The sequence below is a fragment of the Zhenpiania hominis genome (assembly GCF_014333425.1).
Classification (GTDB): domain Bacteria; phylum Bacillota; class Clostridia; order Peptostreptococcales; family Anaerovoracaceae; genus Hominibacterium; species Hominibacterium hominis.
Map to the genome: position 1 here is coordinate 53,563 of NZ_JACRYT010000013.1, position 20,298 is coordinate 73,860.

Sequence of the window (20,298 nt, forward strand, 5' to 3'; positions counted from 1 at the left end):
TCTGTATCTCCTAATCTCTTTTAATTTCTTCCATCTGGAAGCATTCAATAATATCTCCCTCTTTGATATCGTTATAGTTTTCGATTCCGATTCCGCACTCATACCCTTGAGCCACTTCTCTGGCATCGTCTTTAAACCGCTTGAGAGAAGCGATCTTCCCCTCATGGATTACAATACCGTCACGGACCAGACGAATCTGCGCGTTGCGGACTACTTTTCCTTCCGTTACATAGGCTCCGCCGACAACGCCGACACCCGGAACCTTAAACGTATCTCTTATTTCTACTGTTCCCAGAATAACCTCTTTAAATTCCGGATCCAGCATACCCTTCATAGCGTTTTCCACATCGTCAATAATATCGTAAATTACACGGTAAGTCCGAATCTGTACATTATCGCGTTCCGCCATAGAGGAAACCGCCGCGCTCGGCCTTACATTAAAACCAATAATAACCGCATCTGAAGTGCTTGCCAGCATTACATCCGACTCCGTAACCGCGCCTACTCCTGTATGCACAATTTTTACCCGCACATTCTCGGTAGACAGTTTTTCCAGGGAAGATACGATAGCGCCCACAGATCCCTGTACATCGCCTTTGACAATCAGATTCAGTTCCTTGACCTCGCCTTCCTGAATCTGGGAGAATAACTCTTCCAAAGTGGTGCTGGCATTTCTGGCCAATACTTCCTCTCTCTTCTTTTCTTTTCTGTGTTCGGCGATTTCCCTGGCAATTCGATCTTCTTTCACCGCGTTAAAAGCATCACCCGCATGAGGAACTTCCGTCAGACCCAGGATTTCCACAGCTGTCGCCGGGCCTGCCTGCCGTATCTTATCGCCTTTATCGTTAGTCATTAGACGAATCTTTCCTGAACAAGTTCCCGCGACAACGCTCATTCCCGATTTCAGAGTACCGTTCATTACCAGGAGGCTTGCGACCGGACCCTTTGCCTTATCCAAGCGCGCTTCCAGCACAGTTCCCATAGCCAGACGATTCGGATTTGCTTTTAATTCCAGGACCTCCGCCTGCAGCAGAATCATTTCCAGCAGATTCACGATCCCGTCGCCGGTCTTTGCGGAAACCGGCACGCTGATAACGTCGCCTCCCCAGTCTTCCACAAGAACGCCTTGCTCCGCCAGATCCTTCTTTACAATATCCGGATTGGCCCCTGGTTTATCCATTTTGTTGATAGCCACAATAATTGGCACACCCGCCGCTTTCGCATGGCTGATAGACTCAATGGTCTGTGGTTTTACACTGTCATCGGCCGCAACTACCAGAACAGCAATATCCGTTGTATGGGCGCCTCTTGCCCGCATCGCGGTAAATGCCTCGTGGCCCGGCGTATCCAAAAATACAATTTTCTGGCCGTTAATTTCCACTTCGGAAGCTCCGATGTGCTGTGTGATTCCGCCGGATTCAGATGCCGTTACATTGGTCTTTCGAATCGCGTCCAGCAAGGACGTTTTTCCATGGTCAACATGCCCCATTACCGTAATGATCGGCGGTCTCGGCTTCAGATCTTCTTCCTTATCTTCAAAGGTTTCCAGACCTTCTTCTACCTCTTCCTCTTCCACATTGCCGATAACAACGTCGATTCCCAATTCGTCCGCAAGCAGCAGCACCGTATCCTCATCCACATTCTGGTTTACATTGGCCATTACACCCATTTTCATCAGAGTCATAATGATTTGGGAAACAGATACCTGAATCTGTTCGGAGAGTCCCGCAACCGTAATTGGAACATTAATCACGGTTGTTCCTGCTGGGATTACGGTTTCCTCTACTTCAGGTTCCGGTGTATTCTTCGGCTTGCTTTGCTTCTTGGTACGTACTTTCTTTTCCAGGGAACGCGCTGGCTGCGGCTTTCCATTTTTCTTTCCGCCCCGTTCCAGCTTTGCGAATTTATCCCGTTCCTTATCTTTATCTTTCGACTTATCTGATTTTTTATGGGATGTCGGCTTTTCAAGAATCGCTTCCATTTCCTGATCTTTTCTCTGAGGCCTTCCGGATTTGTTATCCCGCCTCTGAGATCTTCCACCGTCTCGCTGAACACCGTCTCGTTTCTGACGTTTGCCGCCGTCTCTTGTATCCCGGTTATCCCGATTGTCTCTGTTGTCTTTGCGCGGCGACCGTTCTTCATTTCGTTTTTCCGCTTTTTTCTCCGCAGCTCTCGCCGCCGCAGCCTTCTCCCTTTTTTCTCTCGCAATCCGCTCTTCTTCATGAACTTCCGCTGCCTTTTTAATGATCTTTAAGCGTTCTTGACGGATTACCGGACGTTCTTCCTTTTTCTGTGGCTGCGGCTTTTCCTTTTTCTGTGTTTCCGCCGCAGGCTCTGCAGCTTTTACCTTGCTCTTATCCTGAACCGCTGCGTCTGCGGCAGTTCCTGTCTTTTTGCTTCTTTCCTCCAGTTCTTTGGAAACAACCGGTTTGCCTACCGGCGGCTTTGGTCTGTTTTCCAATTCTTTTGGAATTACTGGTTTGCCGGCAGGAGGTTTTTGTGTCGAGGTTTTTTCCTGCTGTTTTGCGGTATGTGATTTTGCGGCTTTATGCTGCATAGGAATCGCAACCTTCGCTGCCTTTACCGTTACTTTTGGTTCCTCCTGCTTTGCTTTCTTCTGAGCGGTTTGCTCCTTTTTTTTAGGCGCGGCTTTCACAATTTTCGTTTCCGCACCGCTGCGTCCTCTCAATACTGTATTTTTCACGGCCTTCGCGTCAATATCCTTCAAAGTGCTGTCTTTGTCCTTTACTTCTATTCCCATGGACTGCGCTTTTTCCAGAACTTCCTTCGCGTCCATATCCAGTTCTTTGGCCAGTTCATGTATTTTCATATTTGAACTCCTCCTTTTCCTTCCCCATCTTTGTCGATCTCGTCTAAAATAACGTTAGCAAAGTTCGGATCCGTTATCCCAAAGATGGATCTTCCTCCGGTTCCCGCCATCTCAGACAGCTCTTCACAGCTTCCATATACTCTGCAGGCAACCTGATATTTCTTTGCTTCTTTTTTTATCTTCTCACTGGTGTTTTCCGACAGATCCTCTGCGACGATTAGCAGTTTGATTTTTCCTTTTTTCATCGCGAAAACACATGAGTTAAATCCCATTACCAGATTTCCCGACTTTCTGGCAAATCCCAAATAACTCTGCAGCTTACTCCTCAAAAGCCTGAATGCTCCTTTCCAGCTTTTCCATCTGCTCCGCGGAAATTTCCATTCCCAGGCTTCTGGTCAGCGCCTTCTTTTTCTTCGCTTTTTCAAGGCACTGCCTATTAGGACACAAATACGCGCCTCTGCCTTTTGCTTTCCCGGTCGGGTCCAGGGAAACCTCTCCTTCATATCCTGCGATACGGATCAGTTCTTTTTTCGGTTTCGATTCCATGCAGCCCACGCATCTCCTCATAGGGACTTTTTTCGTCCCCTTCGGCGCCTTAGCTTTCAATTTCTTCTGTCTCCTCTTCCTGATCGTCTATATATTCAATCGCCTCTTCCGGCTCACTTCCAAAATATTGAGTATGGCTCTTGATGTCGATCTTCCATCCACAGAGTTTTGCCGCCAGCCTTACATTCTGGCCTTCCTTGCCGATGGCCAGCGACAGCTGATAATCGGGCACAATTACGGTCGCTGCTTTCTCTTCTTCATCAATTATAACTTTTTCCACCTTCGCAGGGCTCAGGACATTACTGATTAATTCTTCCGGATCATCGCTCCATGTAATAATATCGATTTTTTCTCCAAACAATTCGTCAACAATGTTCTGAACACGGCTGCCTCTGGTTCCCACACAGGCTCCCACTGGATCTACATTCTCGTCTTCCGTATAGACCGCAATTTTCGTCCTGGAACCGGCTTCCCTGGCAATACTCTTGATTTCTACGATGCCTTCTTCAATTTCAGGAACTTCCAGTTCAAACAGCCTTTTCACCAGACCCGGATGAGAACGGGACAGGAAAACCTGAGGGCCTTTGGTAGTCTTTTTTACATCCATGATATAAACCTTAATCCGGTCGTTAATTTCATATTTTTCGCCCGGAACCCGTTCGGTAGCGGCCAGAATTCCTTCCGCTTTTCCCATATTGATAAAGAGCGTCTCGTTACTGATCCTCTGCACCGTTCCTGTAATGATTTCCCCCTGTCTGGTGATATAATCATCAAAAATCATTCCGCGCTCTGCCTCCCGAATTCTCTGCACAACTACCTGCTTCGCGGTCTGAGCTGCGATCCTTCCAAAATCCCTCGGAGTCACCTGATATTCAACGACATCTCCCACTTCGTATCTAGGGTCGATTTCCAGCGCGTCCTCAAGGGAAATCTCTACCATGTCATCTTCCACTTCCTCTACAACGTCTTTTCGCATAAAAACATCAATATCTCCCTCTTCCCGATCAATATTAACACGTACGTTCTGAGAAGTTCCGTAATTCTTTTTATAAGCCGAAACCAACGCTGACTCAATCGCTTCGATAAGAATATCCTTGGATATGTCTTTTTCCTTCTCCAGCGCTTCAATCGCCTCGATAAATTCTTTATTCATTTTTCCCTGTTCCTCCTTGCTCTAGAAAACAACCGCCAGCTTTGTCTTTGCAATCCGTTCCAGCGGGATCTCCCATTTTTTTTCTTTTTCATCCGTCACCATCACAATTCCGTCTGTGATGCCTTCCAGAATTCCTTCTATCTGTTTCACGCCATCCACCGGCTGATACAATTTTATCTCTACCGGTCTTCCCGAAAAACGTTTATAATGTTCCTCTTTCATAAGCGCCCGATCCATTCCCGGTGAAGAAACCTCCAGATAATAATTCTGTTGGATCGGATCGATCTTATCCAACTCTTCACTTAAGAAACGACTGATCTTTTCACAATCCTCTGTGCTAATATATTGCTCTTCCTTTCCTTCATCCTGCGCCTTATCAATATATACCCGCAGGAACCAGTCTCTTCCTTCTTTTATAAATTCGATGCTGTATAACTCATAGTTGTTTTCTGTAAGAAAACCTTCCAGCACTTCTTCCGCGATTTCCGTAATTTTTTTCTTTGCCATCTGTTCTCCTCTGACACAAAACGAAAGAGTGGGTTTCGCCCACTCTTACTACTTACCTTCTAGTTCATCATGCTTTTTTATATTACCACAAATTACTCCTCATTGCAAGAGAACGGCCAAATAAATTTCAAATCTTACCCACTTCCAATTTTCCTGTTTTTATGATATAATATCATTCTTATATGTGACTAATTTGCACATAGGAAAGGAGTTATTTGAATTGTTAGAAAAGTTAAGAAAGAAACGCGAATCCAGGCTTTCTCCTCACAATCATCCTTCCTCCTTTATTCCGAAAATGGCTCAGGAACTTGAAAAAAAGAATACAATTCCCAGCGAACTTTACACAAAACATAATGTAAAGCGCGGACTTCGTAATTCCAACGGCACCGGTGTTGTCGTAGGACTTACCAGAATCGGTGAAGTTCTTGGCTATGAAGTAAATGAAAAAAAAGAGAAAATTCCCATGGAAGGGAAGCTCTATTATCGGGGCTACAGCATTGAAGATTTAGTTAAAAGCTGTATTGATGAAGGACGTTTTGGCTTTGAGGAAGTTACATATTTGCTGATATTCGGACAGCTCCCAACGCAAAAACAATTAAATGAGTTCAATACACTCCTTGGCGAAAAGAGGGAGCTTCCAGTTGGTTTTGCCCGCGATATGATTCTCACGGCTCCATCCCGAAGCATTATGAACAAGCTGGCAAGAAGCGTACTGGCTCTTTATTGTTACGATGATAATCCGGACGACACTTCCATTGAAAATGTCCTCCGTCAGTCCATCGATCTGATTGGTTATTTTCCAGCGCTGATCGCCTATGCTTACCAGGCTAAATCTTCCTCGTTTGATAACAAAAGTCTCCATCTTCATTATCCGATACCGGAACTTTCCACCGCGGAAAATATTCTTCGCATGATACGGCCGACCGGACAGTATACGGAGCTGGAAGCGAAACTTTTAGATATCGCCATGATTCTCCATGCGGAACACGGAGGAGGTAATAACTCATCCTTTACAACGCATCTGGTCTCTTCTTCCGGTACAGATACTTACGCGACGATTTCCGCCGCAGTCAGTTCCCTGAAAGGGCCAAGACATGGTGGCGCCAACATTGCGGTGATCAATATGATCCGTGATTTAAAGAAACATGTAAAAGATATTACCAATCACAAACAAGTTGAAGATTATCTGGTAAAGGTATTAAAAAAACAGGCCAATGATAAAAGCGGTCTTATCTATGGCGTCGGTCACGCTATCTATACCCTTTCTGACCCCCGCGCTAAGCTGCTAAAGGGTATGGCAAAGCAGCTCGCGGTCAGCAAAGATCTAATTGACGATTTCATGCTCTGTGATTTTATTGAACGTAAAGCGCCGGAGCTCTACGCGGAGATCAATGGAGTAGAAAAGCCAATGCCTGCCAATGTTGATCTTTATTCCGGATTTGTGTATAACGCGCTGAATATCCCTACAGATATCGCCACACCGCTTTTTGCCACAGCGCGGCTTTCCGGCTGGTGCGCCCACAGACTAGAAGAGTTGATCGCAGGGAAAAAGCTCATGCGCCCCGCCTACAACTGTGTCCAGGAGCATCTGGAATATAAACCGATCAAAGACAGAAAATAATGGATAAAAAAATGGGAAAAACTGAAACACAAAGCCGTTTCAATTCTTCCCATTTTTTGTCCCATTAATCTGTCTCCAGATCCTTTACAAACTGCACCTCAACCCGCTTGGTTCCCATTTGTTCCGGGTTTTGCACCTCATCCTTTTTTACAACAACTGTTTTTTTCGCAAGCTTTTGGAATACCTCTTCATATTCGGATTTTCCAAAATGTTTCATCCTGCTGCTTTCCATAGACAACCCAATCCCGGCGTTTTCCGCATCCAGCAGCACACTTTGCCCGCCCGCGAATTCCTGATCACCGTAGTACTCCCACAAGACATCACTCACCGCTGCTTCAATATTTTTTACGGCGGAAACCAGAACTGTCTCTGATTCCCTGCTCTGATCGACATCTGCTCCGATCACGTTACCGCCGCAAGCCTCCGCGGCCCTCATCACCGATCTTCCCGCAGCTCCCGCACAGGCGAAAATCACTTCCGTACCATCTGAATACCAGTCTTCTGCTAATTCTTCTACCTTATCACTTTCTTCAAACGTATCGAGATACGCATACCGCACTTTAAGATCGGAAGCTCCCAATTCTTCAGCCGCCGCATGAGCCCCTTGCACATATCCATATCCAAAACGCTGGACAGGAGGTTGCTCTTTTCCTCCCAAAAAAGCCAGATTTCGATACCCTTCCTTTACGACCGCGTACCCAGCCAGATAGCCTGCCTGCTCTTCCGAAAACTGAATACTCACTGTATTGTCTCCGCATTGAGAAGGAGTGCCATCCTCTTCACAGGGCTGACCATCCAGCAGCAAGAAATGGAGCTCCGGATATTGATCCTGCGCACGTTCAATCGCATTACTGAAAGCAGATCCCGCAGCAATTACAAGCTTTGCTCCACCCTTAGACGCCTCTTCAATTGCCTTCAAGTATGCTCTGGTGGAATCTTCTGTTGTCATATAATGTTTATAAGATACCGGGTCTTCTTCCACGAAGCTTTCAATTCCATCCCAGACCGCTTCATTAAAAGCTCCGTCCTCAATGCTCTTTGTGTCTGAAATCAGCGCGATTTCATAGGGCACCTGTTCTTCCCCCGTTTCTTCCGGAGCGCCGCAAGCGGAAAAAGCCATAACTGCAATGATTATCAGAAAAACAGCGGCCAGTTTCGTTTGTTTCTTCATAATCCTTCCTTTACTAATAAACTTCCTCTCTCCTGTGCTTCAAAAGTGGAAGCTGCTGCCGGATTGAATCTTCATAATCCAGATCAATGTCCCCATAGACAATGGTTTCCTTCTCATCCGCTTTTGCCAGGAACTCTCCCCACGGCGTAGCAATACAAGAGCTGCCATAAGCCCGATATACGCCTTTCATATCTCTCGCCGGAGACACTGCCGCAAAGTACACCTGATTGTCCAGCGCCCTGGCCCGCATTGTCAGATCCCAGTGGGCAGGTCCGGTTGTCATGTTGAAGGCCGCCGGCAGCACAATCAGCTTCGCTCCCTCCAGCGCCATCTTCCTGGACAGCTCCGGGAAGCGCACATCATAGCAGATCGCGACTCCGATTTTACAGTACTCTGTGTCGATCACGGTAGATTTATCTCCCGGACTCAGAGTTTCGGATTCCATAAACCGGATTCCGTTTTTTACCGCGATATCGAACAGATGCACCTTCCTGTGTTTTCCAATCAGGTTCCCGGATCGATCAAAAGAGTAAGAGGTATTATACACTTTATTATCCGACAGCTCGGAAATAGAACCTCCGATCAGATAAATATCCAGTTCTCTCGCCAGATTTGAAAGAAACTCGACGGACGGTCCGTCCTCCGGTTCCGCGTAAGGGCGGAAGTATTCGTTGGCATAAGGGCAATTCCACATTTCCGGAAGCGCCACCACCTGCGCTCCGTTTTTCGCGGCCTCTGACACCATCGCTCTTGCCTTTGCCCGGCTTTCCTCTTTGTCCTTTGATCCCATCATCTGGCATAATCCGATTTTAAACATCCTGCGCCTCCTTCAAAACGCTGATCAGGTTGCGGGTGATCCTGCCTGTCAGTCCCCAGATGACCTGCTCTCCATATTCATATATGGGGATTTCGGATACACCCTTTCTCCACTGATACCCTTGTGCAAACTTAATCTTTTCATAGGGAAAGTCATCGCCGATCTTCTGCTGTACACTCGTCCTGTAGACGATCGGTTCCGTTTCCATCAGAAAGTCCAGCGGTACCAGAAATGTTTCTTTGACCTCATCCGGATTGCAGTTCATCCTGGAAACCGCCTTTTCTTCTATAGTACCTAAAAAAGGAAACATTGTAAAGTTGCTGTAGGTATAAACAATGTCCATTTGCCGGATAATTCGCACATCTTCCTTTTTTACCCCCAGCTCTTCCACGGTTTCCCGTATCGCGCAGTCTTCCAGAGCTTCTCCCTCTTCCACCTGTCCGCCGGGGAAACATACTTCTCCCGGCTGCCGTTTCATATGCTCGGCCCGAACCTCATACAGCACAAAAAGGCCGTCTTCTTTTTGAACCAGCGGAACCAGAACGGAAAAGTAGCGGTGCTCCCCCACGGTTTTTATTTCTCTTTCTTTAAATATGGACTGTATCTTCTCAAGAGTGAGCCCCGTCATGTAACCGCACCTCTTTTCGTTTTTCCCGGATATTCAGCCAGGAACCAATCAGAATCAGGATAATCCCCACATATGTATTCCAGAGTATCGATTCGTTCAGAAAAATGACGGCCATAAACGGCGCAATCGCCGGTTTCAGAAAAAACGCGATGGAACCGGTAGTGGCATCGGAAAGCCGGATTGCCGTAAAGTAGGAAAAATACCCTAGTCCTGTTACAAAAATACTGATGTATCCCACAATCGCCCAGTTTTCCGCAATGCCGTCAATAACCGGACGCCCCATAAACAGCATCACAACCAGGAGAACCAGCGATCCCAGAATAAAGCTGATGCTCGTCTGCGCCATAATCCCCATTTTTTGTACGCTGATCTTTCCCGCCACCGTATAAAGGCCGAAAAAGAGCGCGGCCAGAAGCATTAAAACAATTCCTAAAACCGTGTTTCCCTCCTGCATATCCCACGGCTTTATCATAAATAGGATGCCCAGGAGGCCAAATAAAAGTACGATTACATTCTTTTTTTTCAATTTTTCATCTGTCATAAAATGGGCGAAAAGCATAGTGAACAGCGGGTTAATGGAAATCAGGACCGAAGCCGTAGCCGCGTTGGAATGCATGACGCCCAGCTGAAAAAAAAGCATGCTCAGCGGAATCCCCAGGATCCCCACATAGAGGAGATACGCAAAATCCTTTAGCACCAGTCTCACGTGATTTTTTCGCATTTCCACAATCGCGAAAGGAAGAAGCAGAAGTCCTCCGATCATAAAGCGCAGAAACGTGAGCTGAAAAGAATCCATTTCGCTTCCCGCCAGCTTCAGCGCGACTTCCATGGTTCCAAATAAAAATGCGGTTAGTACGACAAAAAAATAAACTTTTTTCATGATTCAGATACTCCATATTTCTTACAAATTTTAGTCATTGAAAAAGACGGTGAAATCACCGCCTTTTTTATTATGTACCTGGCTTTTGCAGGCTGGAACTGAACTAGTTCAGAATCTGACAGTCTGTAAAGTCAACCCCGATCATTTCTTCTTTTGCGGCGCTCAGACTTACGACAAACTCAATATCATAGTTCTTCGAAATCTTTTTGATCCGATCGATGAACTCCGGCAGATCGCCCAGCGTTACATCCGCGTGTTTTAAGATGCTGTCGATGAACATTGTCTCAATGTCATGATCCGAGCTGATGATGCCATAAATAAAGCCGATGTATTCGTCACTGTTTGTAATATGCTCGAAATCTTCCATGCAGATTACTCGGATTCTGTGATCCAGATCATACATCAGCCTGTGATTCTTATTTATGAAAATGACGCTGCCATTGCTCGTTTCAATCTTCTCATTTGCCAATTCGATCATCTTTTTTGTTTTGCCGCTGCCTTTATGGCCGATTAATAATTTCACCATAGCAAAGCCCTCCCTTTTCTGTTCTCTGCAAATCTTTATGTTGGAATCTATTATACACTACCAAAGCTTTTCCGGCAATAAAAAAGGTACAAATTCTTTAGGCTTTTCCGAATCCGCAGTTGGGGTAAACGCACTCTTCACAGTTGAGGCACAACCCCCCGTGGCCCAACTTTTTAATATCCCGCCTTGTGATCACTTCTCCTGCCAGAAGACGGGGAACGATTAGATCAAAAACGCTGGTTCTGCTGTACATCACGCAGCCGGGAAGCCCCACTACCGGAATATCGTCAATATAGGAAAGCATAAACATCGCCCCCGGAAGTACCGGCGCGCCATAGGTGACAATATAACCTCCCGCTTTACGGATGCCGCTTGGCGTTTTATCATCCGGATCCACGGACATGCCTCCCGTCACGCCGATCATATCTACACCCATATCGATCAGCTGCCGGATACAGTCCGCGATCATTTCCTCATCATCATCCGCGAAGAGCTGTTTTACTACCGTACTTCCCAGCTCCCCGAACTTCTTTACGAGGACAGGCCCAAAAGCGTCTTTTATCTTTCCGCTGTATACTTCGCTTCCTGTTGTGACAACACCGATTTTCAAACTGCGCAGCGGCTCGATTCGAATCAAGGTTCTCCGATCCAGCACGCCTTCCGCCTGTTTGACAACCGCTTCCTCCACAAACAGAGGGATCACTCTTGTTCCGGCCAGTTTCTGCCCCGGTTCCACCACAATGTTCTCGTGAATGCAGGCAAACATAATCTCGTCCTGATCGATCAGATCAATTAAAAGCTCCTCGTCTACTTTCAGAAGTCCCCGTTTCTCCGCAATCAGCTCAATTTTGCCCTCGCTGGGCTCTGTCAGGCGGATTCCCTCTCCCGCCGCTTTCCTGGCGATCCGCAGGGCCGCTTCGTTTTCATGGACGTCCGTGTCATCCTTTTCCACAACATACAAGTGTTTTTTCCCCATGGAAAGAAGAATCTCGATATCTTCTTCTCTGATTACATGACCTTTCTTGAACTTCGCGCCTTTGTACTCCCCGGGAATGATCTGGGTCAGATCGTGGGCAAGTACCGTTCCTACTGCCTGCTCTACTGCGATTTCTTTCATTTTCTTACCTCTTCCTCAATTCATTATTTTTTAATTTGCAAAAGAACCGATCCTGTGTACCGGTTCTTCTTTATACAATTTTTCCATCCTTCATAAAAATCTTATGATCCGCAAACAGTTTGCTTTCTTGTGGATCATGGGTAATTAAAATAGTCGGAATTCCCAAGCTTTTTTTTAAACTTGCGAATTCCTCGTATACGACTTCCTTTGTTTTCATATCCAAAGCTGAAAAAGGCTCGTCCAAAAGCAACAGCTTCGGCCGTGTTACGATCGCCCGAGCCAGAGCGACCCGCTGCTTTTCACCTCCGGAGATTTTTTCAGGATACCTTTTTTGCAGATGGGTAATTTGAAAGGTATCCATGATATAATCCGCGTATTCCAGCAGCTCTTTCCGTTTTTTCCTGTCCCGGTACTCTTCTTTATTTTTTATCCCATAGATTACATTTTTTCCAACGGTCATATTCGGAAACAACGCGTAATTCTGAAACAGATATCCGATCTGTCTTTTTTTCACCGGCACATTTGTTTTCTCATCGAAAACGATCCTGCCGTCAATTGCGATTCGTCCCCTATCCGGCTGCTTCAATCCCGCAATGCAGTTCAGCACCGTAGTCTTTCCCGCGCCGGATTCTCCCTGGATAACCAGAACGCCCTCTTCAAAGGAATACTCCATATCCACGGAAAACCGATCCAGTTTTTTTACAATCTGAAACGATACACCCATCCTGTCAACCTTTATAATTCTTTCGTTTGAGCCATGCGTTCAGTATGAAAATCATCGCGAAACTGAACAGCGTTATGACTACTACCAGAGTATTGGCTTCCTCGTCCTTACCCGTAGCTACCGCATAATAGATAGCCGTAGGAATTGTCTGGGTCTGCCCTTCGATGTTGCCCGCGAGCATCAAGGTTGCTCCGAATTCTCCCATGGCCCTGGCAAAGGTCAGCGTAATTCCGCTTATAATCCCTGGTCTTGCCAACGGAAACAAAACCGTCCAGAATGTTTTCCATTCTCCGCTCCCCAACGTATGAGCCGCCAGTTCATAGGTCTCGTCCACGCTCTGAAAGGCCGCTTTCGCGTTCTGATACATCAAAGGCAGCGCCACTACACATGCCGCGATGACACATGCCACCCATGTAAATACAATTTGTATCCCGAAGGTGTCCAGCAAAAATGCTCCAATCGGGCCTCGTTTGCCAAATACCTTCAACAGAAGATATCCTACAATGGATGGCGGGAGTACCATAGGAAGAATAATGAGGGTTTCCCAGACGCTTTTTCCCGGAATCCGTTTTTTGGTCAGAAAATAGGCAAAAAGTATACCCAAAATAAACGCGAAAACGGTTGCGATGGACGCGACCTTTAAGGATAAAATTACCGGTTCCAGCATTTTACTATTTTACCGTAAATCCGTATTTCTCAAATACGCCTTTTGCGTAATCGGTTTCCAGATACTTATAGAAGTCCGCCGCCGCTTCCGGCTGCGGAGAATCTTTGATCAACGCCGCCGGGTATACAATCGGATCATGGAGACTCTCATCCACATCCGCTATAATTTCCCCCTTTCCGTCTTCCAACATCAGGGCATCCGTCCGATACACAAATCCGCAGTCCGCGTCTCCGGTTTCCACGTAATTAAGTACCGCTCTCACATCTTTTGCCTGTACCAGTTTACTTTCCACCTGATCCGTAATTCCCATGTTTTCAAATACCTGTGTGGCGTAATTTCCCGCAGGTACCGTCTCCGGCTCTCCAATGGCAATCTGCGTCACCGCGTCTGTTGTCAGCGCGTCCATGCTTACCTTGTCCGCCGCTTCCGCTGTCGCGATCAGAGTCAGTGTATTCCCCAGAAGATCCTTTCTGGAATCCGTATCGATCAGACCTTCTTCCTCTAGGTCATCCATGTTGGACGAAGACGCGGAAATAAATAAATCGCACGGCGCTCCGCCCTTGATCTGCTGGACCAGGTCCCCGGAACCGGCATAGCTGGTTGTAATTGTATCATCACAGTCCTTATTATACTCTTTGATAATTTCATCCAGCGCGTCCGTCAGGCTTGCGGCCGCCAGAACCGTCACTTCCCTGCTTTCGCCGTTTGACGCTGTTTCCTCATCTGATCCGCCACAACCTGCAAACAGCCCCATCACCAGAAGCATCGCTGCCAGGACCAGTCCCAGTTTTTTTACTTTCATAATAAAATCCTCCTAAAAATCCTTTGTCTTTATGACATATCAATTATAGAGAATTTTATCATATCTTTTCGAGTTTGTATGTTCGTATAACAACAATCATTGTATTACTTTTCAGCGGCCCGCGCCGAGGCGCAGCTGTCCGCAGGCCGCCTGAATATCCGCTCCCAGTTCCCGCCTTACTGTTGCCGGGATTCCCTGCTGCTCGAGAAAGGCCGCAATTTCCCTGGCGCGCGCCCTTCCGCTTCCCGAAAGTCCCGTTTCTTTTACTTCATTAAGCGGAATCAGATTAACATGACACAACGTTCCCCGCAGCTTGTCAGCTAAAAGCCGTATCTGCCGATCGGTATCTGTTTTTCCATGTACGAGCGCATACTCAAAGGTAATCCGCCTTCCGGTTTCTTCTGTGTATTCCCGGCACGCCTGCAGAAGTTCCTCCACCGGATAGCGCCGGTTTACCGGCATCATTTCTTCCCGTACCCCATTGTCCGCGCTGTGCAGAGAAACTGCCAGATTTACCTGTCTTTGATCCCTGGCAAAGTCTCGCATCCGCGGAATCAGACCGCAGGTAGACACCGTGATATTCCTCAGACTGATCCCTTTTCCTTCTTTTCTGTGAATATTACGGATAAATTTCAGCAGATTTTCATAGTTGTCAAAGGGTTCTCCCGTTCCCATCACTACAATATGGTTAATCGGCTCTCCTGTATCCCGCTCCGCCTCCAGAATCTGTCCCGTGATTTCCCCTGCTGTCAGATTCCTCTTCAACCCATCCATTCCGGAAGCGCAGAACCGGCACCCCATTCTGCACCCTGCCTGAGAGGAAACACAGATGGAGTTTCCATATTGATACTTCATAAAAACACTTTCAATGGTATTGCCGTCTTCCAGCTCCAGAAGATATTTCCTGGTTCCGTCCTTTTTCGAGGTCTGCATCTTTAAAATCCGCATCTGCCCCAGCTTGGCCTGTCTGTCCAGCTTTTCTCTGAGGGATTTGGAAATGTCCGTCATCTCATCAAAGCTTCGCACTCCCCGGTAAACCCAGGCAAAAATCTGTTTTGCCCGAAACGGCTTTTCCCCCATTTGAACCAGGAAATCCTGCATCTCTTCCAGGGTTAATTCTCGAAAATCCGCCAGCTTGCCGTTCATTCCCGCCATATTTGCCTGCTCCATCAATAAAGTCCTCTCCATTTCTTTTTCTTTGCCGCTCGTTTTTCACCTACCAGGTTTCTCCACCCCGCGTGATATGCGTCCAGATACGCCTCAATACAAATCCAGTCGTTTTCCGGATTCTCCGATGCGATCCCCGGGTAAAAATGCTCCACATACTCCTTCACAAGGCTCTGAGGCAGTTCCCGCAGCCGGCCTCTCGATTCCTCGCAGACGGTCTCACCGTACCCTTCCAGAATCGTAATGATATCCGGAGGATTATAACCGAATTTAATAGCCAGGGTTTCGATATCCCTGCCTAAAGCAATATAATGGTCGAAAATCGCAAGATGTTCCCTCCTGCTGATTCTCGCGACCCGTCTCAAATCTTCAATCGGTGCGCTCATGGTCTGCCTCCTTCCTGTATTTTTACTTATTATACTATATTCCTTTCGTAAATCCAACTGCGCGCGGCGGTCGGACTTCACAGGAAAAGGAATACACACTGCTGCTATCTGTCGACCGCGAACATTTTTGGCGTTTTAAAACCAGAAGTGCGGATTTTATTAAAAATCACCCCATATATTATACAAAGCCAGACTTTCGGTCTAAAAAGCGCAACTTTCTTTCTGTTTTCAACGTTTTATTCGCATTTTACGCCCTCCTTCCTGAAACTTCGTTCATTTGTTCGCGCCGCAAAATCTTCCACACGGATTTCTTTTCCTTGACTTTAACAATATTAAATGCTATCTTTAATATTGTTAAAGGAGCGTGTATATGAGCATCGAAACCATTCCTGCATGGATGAAAGAATTAGAAGAAGAGGATCTGGTATTTATTAAAAAATTCGTACTTGCTTCCGGCTCTTTAAAAGAGGTGGCAAAGCAGTACCAGGTAACCTATCCGACCGTCCGGCTGCGGCTGGATCGTCTGATTCAGAAAATCCAGATGGGGGACGAGCAGGAATGCGATCCCTATATCTCCTTAATCAAACGCTTTGCTCTGGACGGAAAAATCGATCGGAACACCGCCCAGGTACTCACTCGTGAATTCAAAAAAAGAAAGGAAGGCAGCCAAACATGATGACATTACTCCCATTACTGCTGTTTATTTTTACAATCTGTCTGCTGGCCGCATTCATAGCCCTGCAGATCTACCTCTCCCGAAAACCGTCCAAATGGCCGGGCAGGATTCTTCCCATCGCGGGATTTACGGTGGCGGTTCTGGTGTCACAAACCTTCAGAATGGAGCTGTTACAGAATGTCCGCTGGAGTTTTCAGACAGCGGGAAACTCATTGGCGGCGACGAAGCGCTCAATTACAAAGCGGATATTGAAGATCTCGCAGATGGAAACTTCACCGGAAAGTCCATAACAATCGACGCTATGAGAGAGTCTTCCCACTCCTCCCTTCCCCTCAACACGCTGTTTCTTCTGCTATTCTTGTTTATCCCGCCTTTCATTCTGACGTTCCTGCATATCTATATACGGAAAAAGATGCGGCGCGCCCAGTATGAAACGGATCTGGAAAAAATGAAAATCGAGGATCTTTCCTAAAAAAGCCCTGCCCCGAGTTTTTTCATTCAGGGCAGGGCTTTTTCTATTTCTTTTCTACATCAATTCCCGTCTTATGTCCGTTCAGGTCATATTCTTTCAAATCGCTTCCTTCCGCGATTTCAAGAGCCAGGGTTTCTTTCATAATATAGTCTTTATGAGCTTCTACCGCGGCAGCGACTTCTTCATCTGCCGAAAGAAGAATCTCAATCTTATCCATCATCTCAAAATTCTTCTGTTTTCTCAGCTGCTGTACCTTGGAAATCAGTTCTCTTGCCAGACCTTCCGCAATCAGCTCGTTATTCAGCGTTGTGTCCAGAATCGTAAAGACGTTGTTTTCCATGGCCACTGCGAATCCCTCTTTGGCGCTGATGCGCATGTCCACCATATCCGTGGTAATCTCTGTCGGCTCTCCATTCAGTTCCAGTGTAATTTTTCCGTCCGCTTCCAGCTTGGCCACCGTATCCGCCGCGTCCGCCTTGGCCAAAGCGCCGCCAAAGGCTTTGATATTCTTGCCCAGAATCGGTCCCGCCACTTTGAAGTTCGGCTTTAAGCTGTAGTTCATATACTGATCCAGCTCTTTTTCAAACACAACCTTCTTCACATTGAGCTCTTCCATAATCAGCGGCGTCAGATCCCCAATCAGCTCCTCGTATTTTCCGTCAACCAGGATTTCCGAAAGAGGCTGTCTTACTTTGATCCGTTCCTTTTCACGGGTACCGCGTCCCAGTCCCACAAGGGCGCGCACCAGATCCATCCGTTCTTCGGTTCTCGCGTCAATCCGCGCCTCATCCGCTTTCGGGAAATAAGCGATATGAACGGATTCTTCACCGGTCAGATTCACATACATTTCGTCCGCGATAAACGGCGCGAAGGGCGCGATCAACTTGGCAACGCCTACCAGAACTTCGTAGGTTGTCGCGTATACCGACTTCTTATCTTCGTTCAGTTCTTCTCCCCAGAAGCGTCTTCTTGCCCGGCGGATATACCAGTTGGAAAGATCTTCAACCACAAATTCCTGAATCTTTCTCACGGACTTCATGTGATCGTAATGATCCATATCTTCCGTCACTTCTTTAATCAGTTTGTTATACTTGGAAAGAATCCACCGGTCCAGTTCCGGACGAGCCGCGTAATCCACAGACAGCTCCGCCGGCTCCATGTTATCCTGGTTGGAGTAAAGCACGAAGAAATTATATACATTCCTCAGGGTTCCGAAGAATTTGCTTACAATCTCCACAAGCCCTTCCTCGTCAAATCTCGTCGGCGACCAGGCCGGAGAAACATGCAGCAGGTACCATCTTGTAGCGTCCGCCCCGTATTTATCAAAGAGCTCAAATGGGTCTACCGTGTTGCCTCTCGACTTACTCATTTTCTTTCCGTCTTTATCCAGAATCAGATCATTGACCAGAACATTTTTATATGGCGCCTTCCCTTTGATAAAGGTGGAAATAGCCATCAGAGAGTAGAACCACCCTCTGGTCTGGTCGATGCCCTCGCAGATAAAGTCTGCCGGGAACAGTTCTTCATCAAAGTTTTCTTTATTTTCAAAAGGATAATGCTGCTGGGCGAAAGGCATCGATCCGCTGTCAAACCAGCAGTCCATAACCTCCGGAATCCGGCTCATCGTCTTTCCGCATTCCGGACAGGTCAGATGCACATCATCCACATATGGACGATGCAGTTCGATACTTTCGTCAATATCCTCCTGGGCTTTTTCTACCAGTTCCGCCCGGCTGCCGATGCATTCCAGATGACCGCATTCGCAGCGCCAGATCGGAATCGGCGTACCCCAGTAGCGGTTTCTGGAAATCGCCCAGTCCTTTACTTCCTCCAGCCAGTTTCCGAACCGCTTTTCTCCTACAAAATCCGGGAACCAGTTTACTGTATTATTGTTTGCCACCAGCTGATCCTTCAGCTTGCTCATTTCAATGTACCAGCTGGGCTTCGCGTAATAAACCAGCGGAGTTCCGCATCTCCAGCAGTGCGGATAATTGTGGACAATCTTTTCTTTAGCGAAAATTTTGTTTTCTCCCGCCAGCCACTTGATAATATCAATATCCAGTCCGTCTTCCATGACAAAACGGCCCTTCCACGGCGTCTCCGTGTATTTTCCTTCTTCGTCCACCGGATTAACAACCGGAAGATTATAGCGGCGGCCAGTCTGATAGTCATCCTCACCGAAAGCAGGCGCCGTATGAACAATGCCCGTACCGTCTTCAATGGTGACATAGTCGGCGCAAGTTACGAAGAACGCCTTCTTATCCGGCTTTACAAAAGGCATCAGCTGTTCGTATTCCACATACTCCAGCTCTTTTCCTTTCATCTCCTGCAGGATCTCATAGTTTTCCGCTCCCAGCACTTTGTCCGCTAAAACCTTTGCCACATAGAAAATGTTGCCTTCTTCCTCTCCCGCAGTCATCTTTACCTTCACATAGTCCACATCCGGTCCTACGGTCAGGGAAACATTGGAAGCCAGCGTCCACGGCGTCGTCGTCCATGCCAGGAAGTACTCATCCGCATCCTTTCTCTTGAATTTCGCGGTAATGGTAGTTACTTTTACTTCTTTATACCCTTGCGCAACTTCATGGGAAGCCAGCCCTGTTCCGCAGCGCGGGCAATAAGGCAGAATCTTATGACCTTCATAAATCAGTCCTGCCTTGAAAAATTCCTTCAGAATCCACCATCCGGTCTCAATGAAGTTATTATCCAGCGTAATATAGGGGTTGTCCAGATCAATGAGATACCCCATGCGCTTTGTCATTTCTCTCCACATGCCTTCGTAAGTAAATACGGACTCCCGGCACTTTTCGTTAAACTCCTTGATTCCATAGGTTTCAATATCCTTCTTGCCGCTCATCTTGAGCTGCTTTTCCACTTCAATTTCAACGGGAAGCCCGTGGGTATCCCATCCGGCCTTTCTTTTTACTTTAAAGCCCTGCATCGTCTTATAACGGCACACGGAATCCTTCAGCGTCCTTGCGATAACATGGTGAATTCCAGGTCTTCCGTTGGCAGTCGGAGGTCCCTCATAAAAGATGAAGGACGGCTGCCCCTCTCTTGTCGTTACGCATTTGTGGAGAAGATCTTCTTTCTCCCAGTTGTCTGCCTGCTCCATCTGCAGCTCAGCAATCGGCTTTTCCGATAAGTTCTTAAACATACCCTTTTCCTCTCTATCCTTGATTTATTGGTTTTCCGTTTCGAAAAAAGAAATCCCTGATTCTCTTTTTTCGAGAATCAGGGACGATAAATTACCGCGGTACCACCCTGCTTGCAACATAACGATGCCACTTCATTTCGGGGTAAAGGCTCCGAAGTGATCTTCACATACCGCTTCACCAACGCTCTCTCAGCCAAAAAGCGTCTCTCTGTAAGGCTCTTACACGGAGCTACTGTCTTCATCTGCGCCTCTTTCTATTTACTTTACATACGTTGATATTTTATATGTTCGCGCCCGCAAAGTCAAGCAGGAATTTAACGCTTTTGCAAGCTTATGGTTCACATATGATAATGTCTTAGTATACCACAAAAGAAAATGTCCCGAATGTGGTATAATTATCCTCCTATGAGACTTATGAACAGGAGGAAATCATTATCAGAAAGGTAGAACT

At 46.8% G+C, this 20,298-nt stretch carries 20 protein-coding genes; 3 read left to right on the forward strand and 17 right to left on the reverse strand.

Annotated elements, in window-relative coordinates:
* Window positions 1-10: 10 nt before the first annotated feature.
* The 5 genes from infB to H9L42_RS11625 are packed head-to-tail and all read right to left on the reverse strand — an operon-like array spanning window position 11 to window position 5,036.
* On the reverse strand, window positions 11-2,830 hold the full coding sequence (gene infB / locus H9L42_RS11605; RefSeq protein ID WP_187303563.1) for a translation initiation factor IF-2: 2,820 nt from the start codon (window positions 2,828-2,830) through the stop codon (window positions 11-13).
* Window positions 2,827-3,159, reverse strand: a complete 333-nt coding sequence (locus H9L42_RS11610) for a L7Ae/L30e/S12e/Gadd45 family ribosomal protein (RefSeq protein WP_187303564.1) — start codon at window positions 3,157-3,159, stop codon at window positions 2,827-2,829. Before H9L42_RS11610 ends, infB begins: the two co-directional genes overlap by 4 nt.
* A complete protein-coding gene (gene rnpM, locus H9L42_RS11615) occupies window positions 3,149-3,436 on the reverse strand; it encodes an RNase P modulator RnpM (protein WP_415930462.1) in 288 nt (95 codons plus the stop codon). The genes H9L42_RS11610 and rnpM overlap by 11 nt, the downstream gene beginning before the upstream one ends.
* The gene (gene nusA, locus H9L42_RS11620; RefSeq protein WP_187303565.1) at window positions 3,426-4,529 is read right to left on the reverse strand and encodes a transcription termination factor NusA; all 1,104 of its coding nucleotides are present in this window, start codon (window positions 4,527-4,529) and stop codon (window positions 3,426-3,428) included. The genes rnpM and nusA overlap by 11 nt, the downstream gene beginning before the upstream one ends.
* A gap of 21 nt (window positions 4,530-4,550) precedes the next feature.
* Window positions 4,551-5,036 carry a ribosome maturation factor RimP gene (locus H9L42_RS11625; protein ID WP_187303566.1) on the reverse strand — a complete coding sequence of 162 codons (486 nt, stop codon included), beginning with the start codon at window positions 5,034-5,036 and terminating at the stop codon, window positions 4,551-4,553.
* 220 nt (window positions 5,037-5,256) lie between these two features.
* On the opposite strand from H9L42_RS11625, the gene H9L42_RS11630 reads away from it, so the two are divergent.
* Window positions 5,257-6,657 carry a citrate/2-methylcitrate synthase gene (locus H9L42_RS11630; RefSeq protein ID WP_243235761.1) on the forward strand — a complete coding sequence of 467 codons (1,401 nt, stop codon included), beginning with the start codon at window positions 5,257-5,259 and terminating at the stop codon, window positions 6,655-6,657.
* 64 nt (window positions 6,658-6,721) lie between these two features.
* On the opposite strand, the gene H9L42_RS11635 is transcribed toward H9L42_RS11630, so the two are convergent.
* The 11 genes from H9L42_RS11635 to H9L42_RS11685 all read right to left on the reverse strand — a co-directional run bounded on the left by H9L42_RS11635 (window position 6,722) and on the right by H9L42_RS11685 (window position 15,542).
* On the reverse strand, window positions 6,722-7,828 hold the full coding sequence (locus H9L42_RS11635) for a BMP family lipoprotein (protein WP_187303567.1): 1,107 nt from the start codon (window positions 7,826-7,828) through the stop codon (window positions 6,722-6,724).
* 13 nt (window positions 7,829-7,841) lie between these two features.
* A complete protein-coding gene (locus H9L42_RS11640; RefSeq protein WP_187303568.1) occupies window positions 7,842-8,645 on the reverse strand; it encodes a carbon-nitrogen hydrolase family protein in 804 nt (267 codons plus the stop codon).
* Window positions 8,638-9,273 (reverse strand): NUDIX hydrolase, encoded by a 636-nt coding sequence (locus tag H9L42_RS11645; protein ID WP_187303569.1) that lies wholly within the window; start codon window positions 9,271-9,273, stop codon window positions 8,638-8,640. Before H9L42_RS11645 ends, H9L42_RS11640 begins: the two co-directional genes overlap by 8 nt.
* Window positions 9,254-10,153: a DMT family transporter gene (locus H9L42_RS11650; RefSeq protein ID WP_187303570.1), complete on the reverse strand. Its 900-nt coding sequence runs from the start codon at window positions 10,151-10,153 to the stop codon at window positions 9,254-9,256. Before H9L42_RS11650 ends, H9L42_RS11645 begins: the two co-directional genes overlap by 20 nt.
* Before the next feature lie 103 nt (window positions 10,154-10,256).
* Window positions 10,257-10,679, reverse strand: a complete 423-nt coding sequence (locus H9L42_RS11655) for a hypothetical protein (protein ID WP_187303571.1) — start codon at window positions 10,677-10,679, stop codon at window positions 10,257-10,259.
* Window positions 10,680-10,776: 97 nt separating this feature from the next.
* Window positions 10,777-11,796, reverse strand: coding sequence for a molybdopterin-binding protein (locus H9L42_RS11660; protein ID WP_187303572.1), 1,020 nt, complete (start codon window positions 11,794-11,796; stop codon window positions 10,777-10,779).
* 70 nt (window positions 11,797-11,866) lie between these two features.
* On the reverse strand, window positions 11,867-12,520 hold the full coding sequence (locus H9L42_RS11665; protein WP_187303573.1) for an ATP-binding cassette domain-containing protein: 654 nt from the start codon (window positions 12,518-12,520) through the stop codon (window positions 11,867-11,869).
* Window positions 12,521-12,524: 4 nt separating this feature from the next.
* Window positions 12,525-13,187 (reverse strand): molybdate ABC transporter permease subunit, encoded by a 663-nt coding sequence (gene modB / locus H9L42_RS11670; RefSeq protein WP_187303574.1) that lies wholly within the window; start codon window positions 13,185-13,187, stop codon window positions 12,525-12,527.
* 4 nt (window positions 13,188-13,191) lie between these two features.
* Window positions 13,192-13,989, reverse strand: coding sequence for a molybdate ABC transporter substrate-binding protein (modA, locus tag H9L42_RS11675; RefSeq protein WP_187303575.1), 798 nt, complete (start codon window positions 13,987-13,989; stop codon window positions 13,192-13,194).
* A gap of 111 nt (window positions 13,990-14,100) precedes the next feature.
* Window positions 14,101-15,159, reverse strand: a complete 1,059-nt coding sequence (gene rlmN, locus H9L42_RS11680; RefSeq protein ID WP_243235762.1) for a dual-specificity RNA methyltransferase RlmN — start codon at window positions 15,157-15,159, stop codon at window positions 14,101-14,103.
* Window positions 15,159-15,542 (reverse strand): hypothetical protein, encoded by a 384-nt coding sequence (locus H9L42_RS11685; protein ID WP_187303576.1) that lies wholly within the window; start codon window positions 15,540-15,542, stop codon window positions 15,159-15,161. The genes rlmN and H9L42_RS11685 overlap by 1 nt, the downstream gene beginning before the upstream one ends.
* A gap of 370 nt (window positions 15,543-15,912) precedes the next feature.
* Here H9L42_RS11685 and H9L42_RS11690 point away from each other — a divergent pair, with 370 nt between their 5' ends.
* The gene (locus H9L42_RS11690; RefSeq protein ID WP_187303577.1) at window positions 15,913-16,218 is read left to right on the forward strand and encodes a DUF2089 family protein; all 306 of its coding nucleotides are present in this window, start codon (window positions 15,913-15,915) and stop codon (window positions 16,216-16,218) included.
* Between the two features lie 94 nt (window positions 16,219-16,312).
* Complete coding sequence (locus tag H9L42_RS11695) at window positions 16,313-16,690, forward strand: hypothetical protein (protein WP_187303578.1); 378 nt, start codon at window positions 16,313-16,315, stop codon at window positions 16,688-16,690.
* Window positions 16,691-16,733: 43 nt separating this feature from the next.
* Here H9L42_RS11695 and ileS read toward each other — a convergent pair whose 3' ends face one another.
* Entirely contained in the window at window positions 16,734-19,847 is a 3,114-nt protein-coding gene (gene ileS / locus H9L42_RS11700; protein ID WP_187303579.1) for an isoleucine--tRNA ligase, read from the reverse strand.
* Window positions 19,848-20,298: the final 451 nt, after the last annotated feature.

What these genes read in the sequence shown, in the direction of transcription:
- infB (WP_187303563.1), bottom strand. Translation starts at nt 2,830, where the DNA reads ATGAAAATACATGAACTGGCCAAAGAACTGGATATGGACGCGAAGGAA.
- nusA (WP_187303565.1), bottom strand. Translation starts at nt 4,529, where the DNA reads ATGAATAAAGAATTTATCGAGGCGATTGAAGCGCTGGAGAAGGAAAAA.
- H9L42_RS11625 (WP_187303566.1), bottom strand. Translation starts at nt 5,036, where the DNA reads ATGGCAAAGAAAAAAATTACGGAAATCGCGGAAGAAGTGCTGGAAGGT.
- H9L42_RS11635 (WP_187303567.1), bottom strand. Translation starts at nt 7,828, where the DNA reads ATGAAGAAACAAACGAAACTGGCCGCTGTTTTTCTGATAATCATTGCA.
- H9L42_RS11640 (WP_187303568.1), bottom strand. Translation starts at nt 8,645, where the DNA reads ATGTTTAAAATCGGATTATGCCAGATGATGGGATCAAAGGACAAAGAG.
- H9L42_RS11645 (WP_187303569.1), bottom strand. Translation starts at nt 9,273, where the DNA reads ATGACGGGGCTCACTCTTGAGAAGATACAGTCCATATTTAAAGAAAGA.
- H9L42_RS11650 (WP_187303570.1), bottom strand. Translation starts at nt 10,153, where the DNA reads ATGAAAAAAGTTTATTTTTTTGTCGTACTAACCGCATTTTTATTTGGA.
- H9L42_RS11655 (WP_187303571.1), bottom strand. Translation starts at nt 10,679, where the DNA reads ATGGTGAAATTATTAATCGGCCATAAAGGCAGCGGCAAAACAAAAAAG.
- H9L42_RS11660 (WP_187303572.1), bottom strand. Translation starts at nt 11,796, where the DNA reads ATGAAAGAAATCGCAGTAGAGCAGGCAGTAGGAACGGTACTTGCCCAC.
- H9L42_RS11665 (WP_187303573.1), bottom strand. Translation starts at nt 12,520, where the DNA reads ATGGGTGTATCGTTTCAGATTGTAAAAAAACTGGATCGGTTTTCCGTG.
- modB (WP_187303574.1), bottom strand. Translation starts at nt 13,187, where the DNA reads ATGCTGGAACCGGTAATTTTATCCTTAAAGGTCGCGTCCATCGCAACC.
- modA (WP_187303575.1), bottom strand. Translation starts at nt 13,989, where the DNA reads ATGAAAGTAAAAAAACTGGGACTGGTCCTGGCAGCGATGCTTCTGGTG.
- rlmN (WP_243235762.1), bottom strand. Translation starts at nt 15,159, where the DNA reads ATGGAGCAGGCAAATATGGCGGGAATGAACGGCAAGCTGGCGGATTTT.
- H9L42_RS11685 (WP_187303576.1), bottom strand. Translation starts at nt 15,542, where the DNA reads ATGAGCGCACCGATTGAAGATTTGAGACGGGTCGCGAGAATCAGCAGG.
- H9L42_RS11690 (WP_187303577.1), top strand. Translation starts at nt 15,913, where the DNA reads ATGAGCATCGAAACCATTCCTGCATGGATGAAAGAATTAGAAGAAGAG.
- H9L42_RS11695 (WP_187303578.1), top strand. Translation starts at nt 16,313, where the DNA reads ATGGCCGGGCAGGATTCTTCCCATCGCGGGATTTACGGTGGCGGTTCT.
- ileS (WP_187303579.1), bottom strand. Translation starts at nt 19,847, where the DNA reads ATGTTTAAGAACTTATCGGAAAAGCCGATTGCTGAGCTGCAGATGGAG.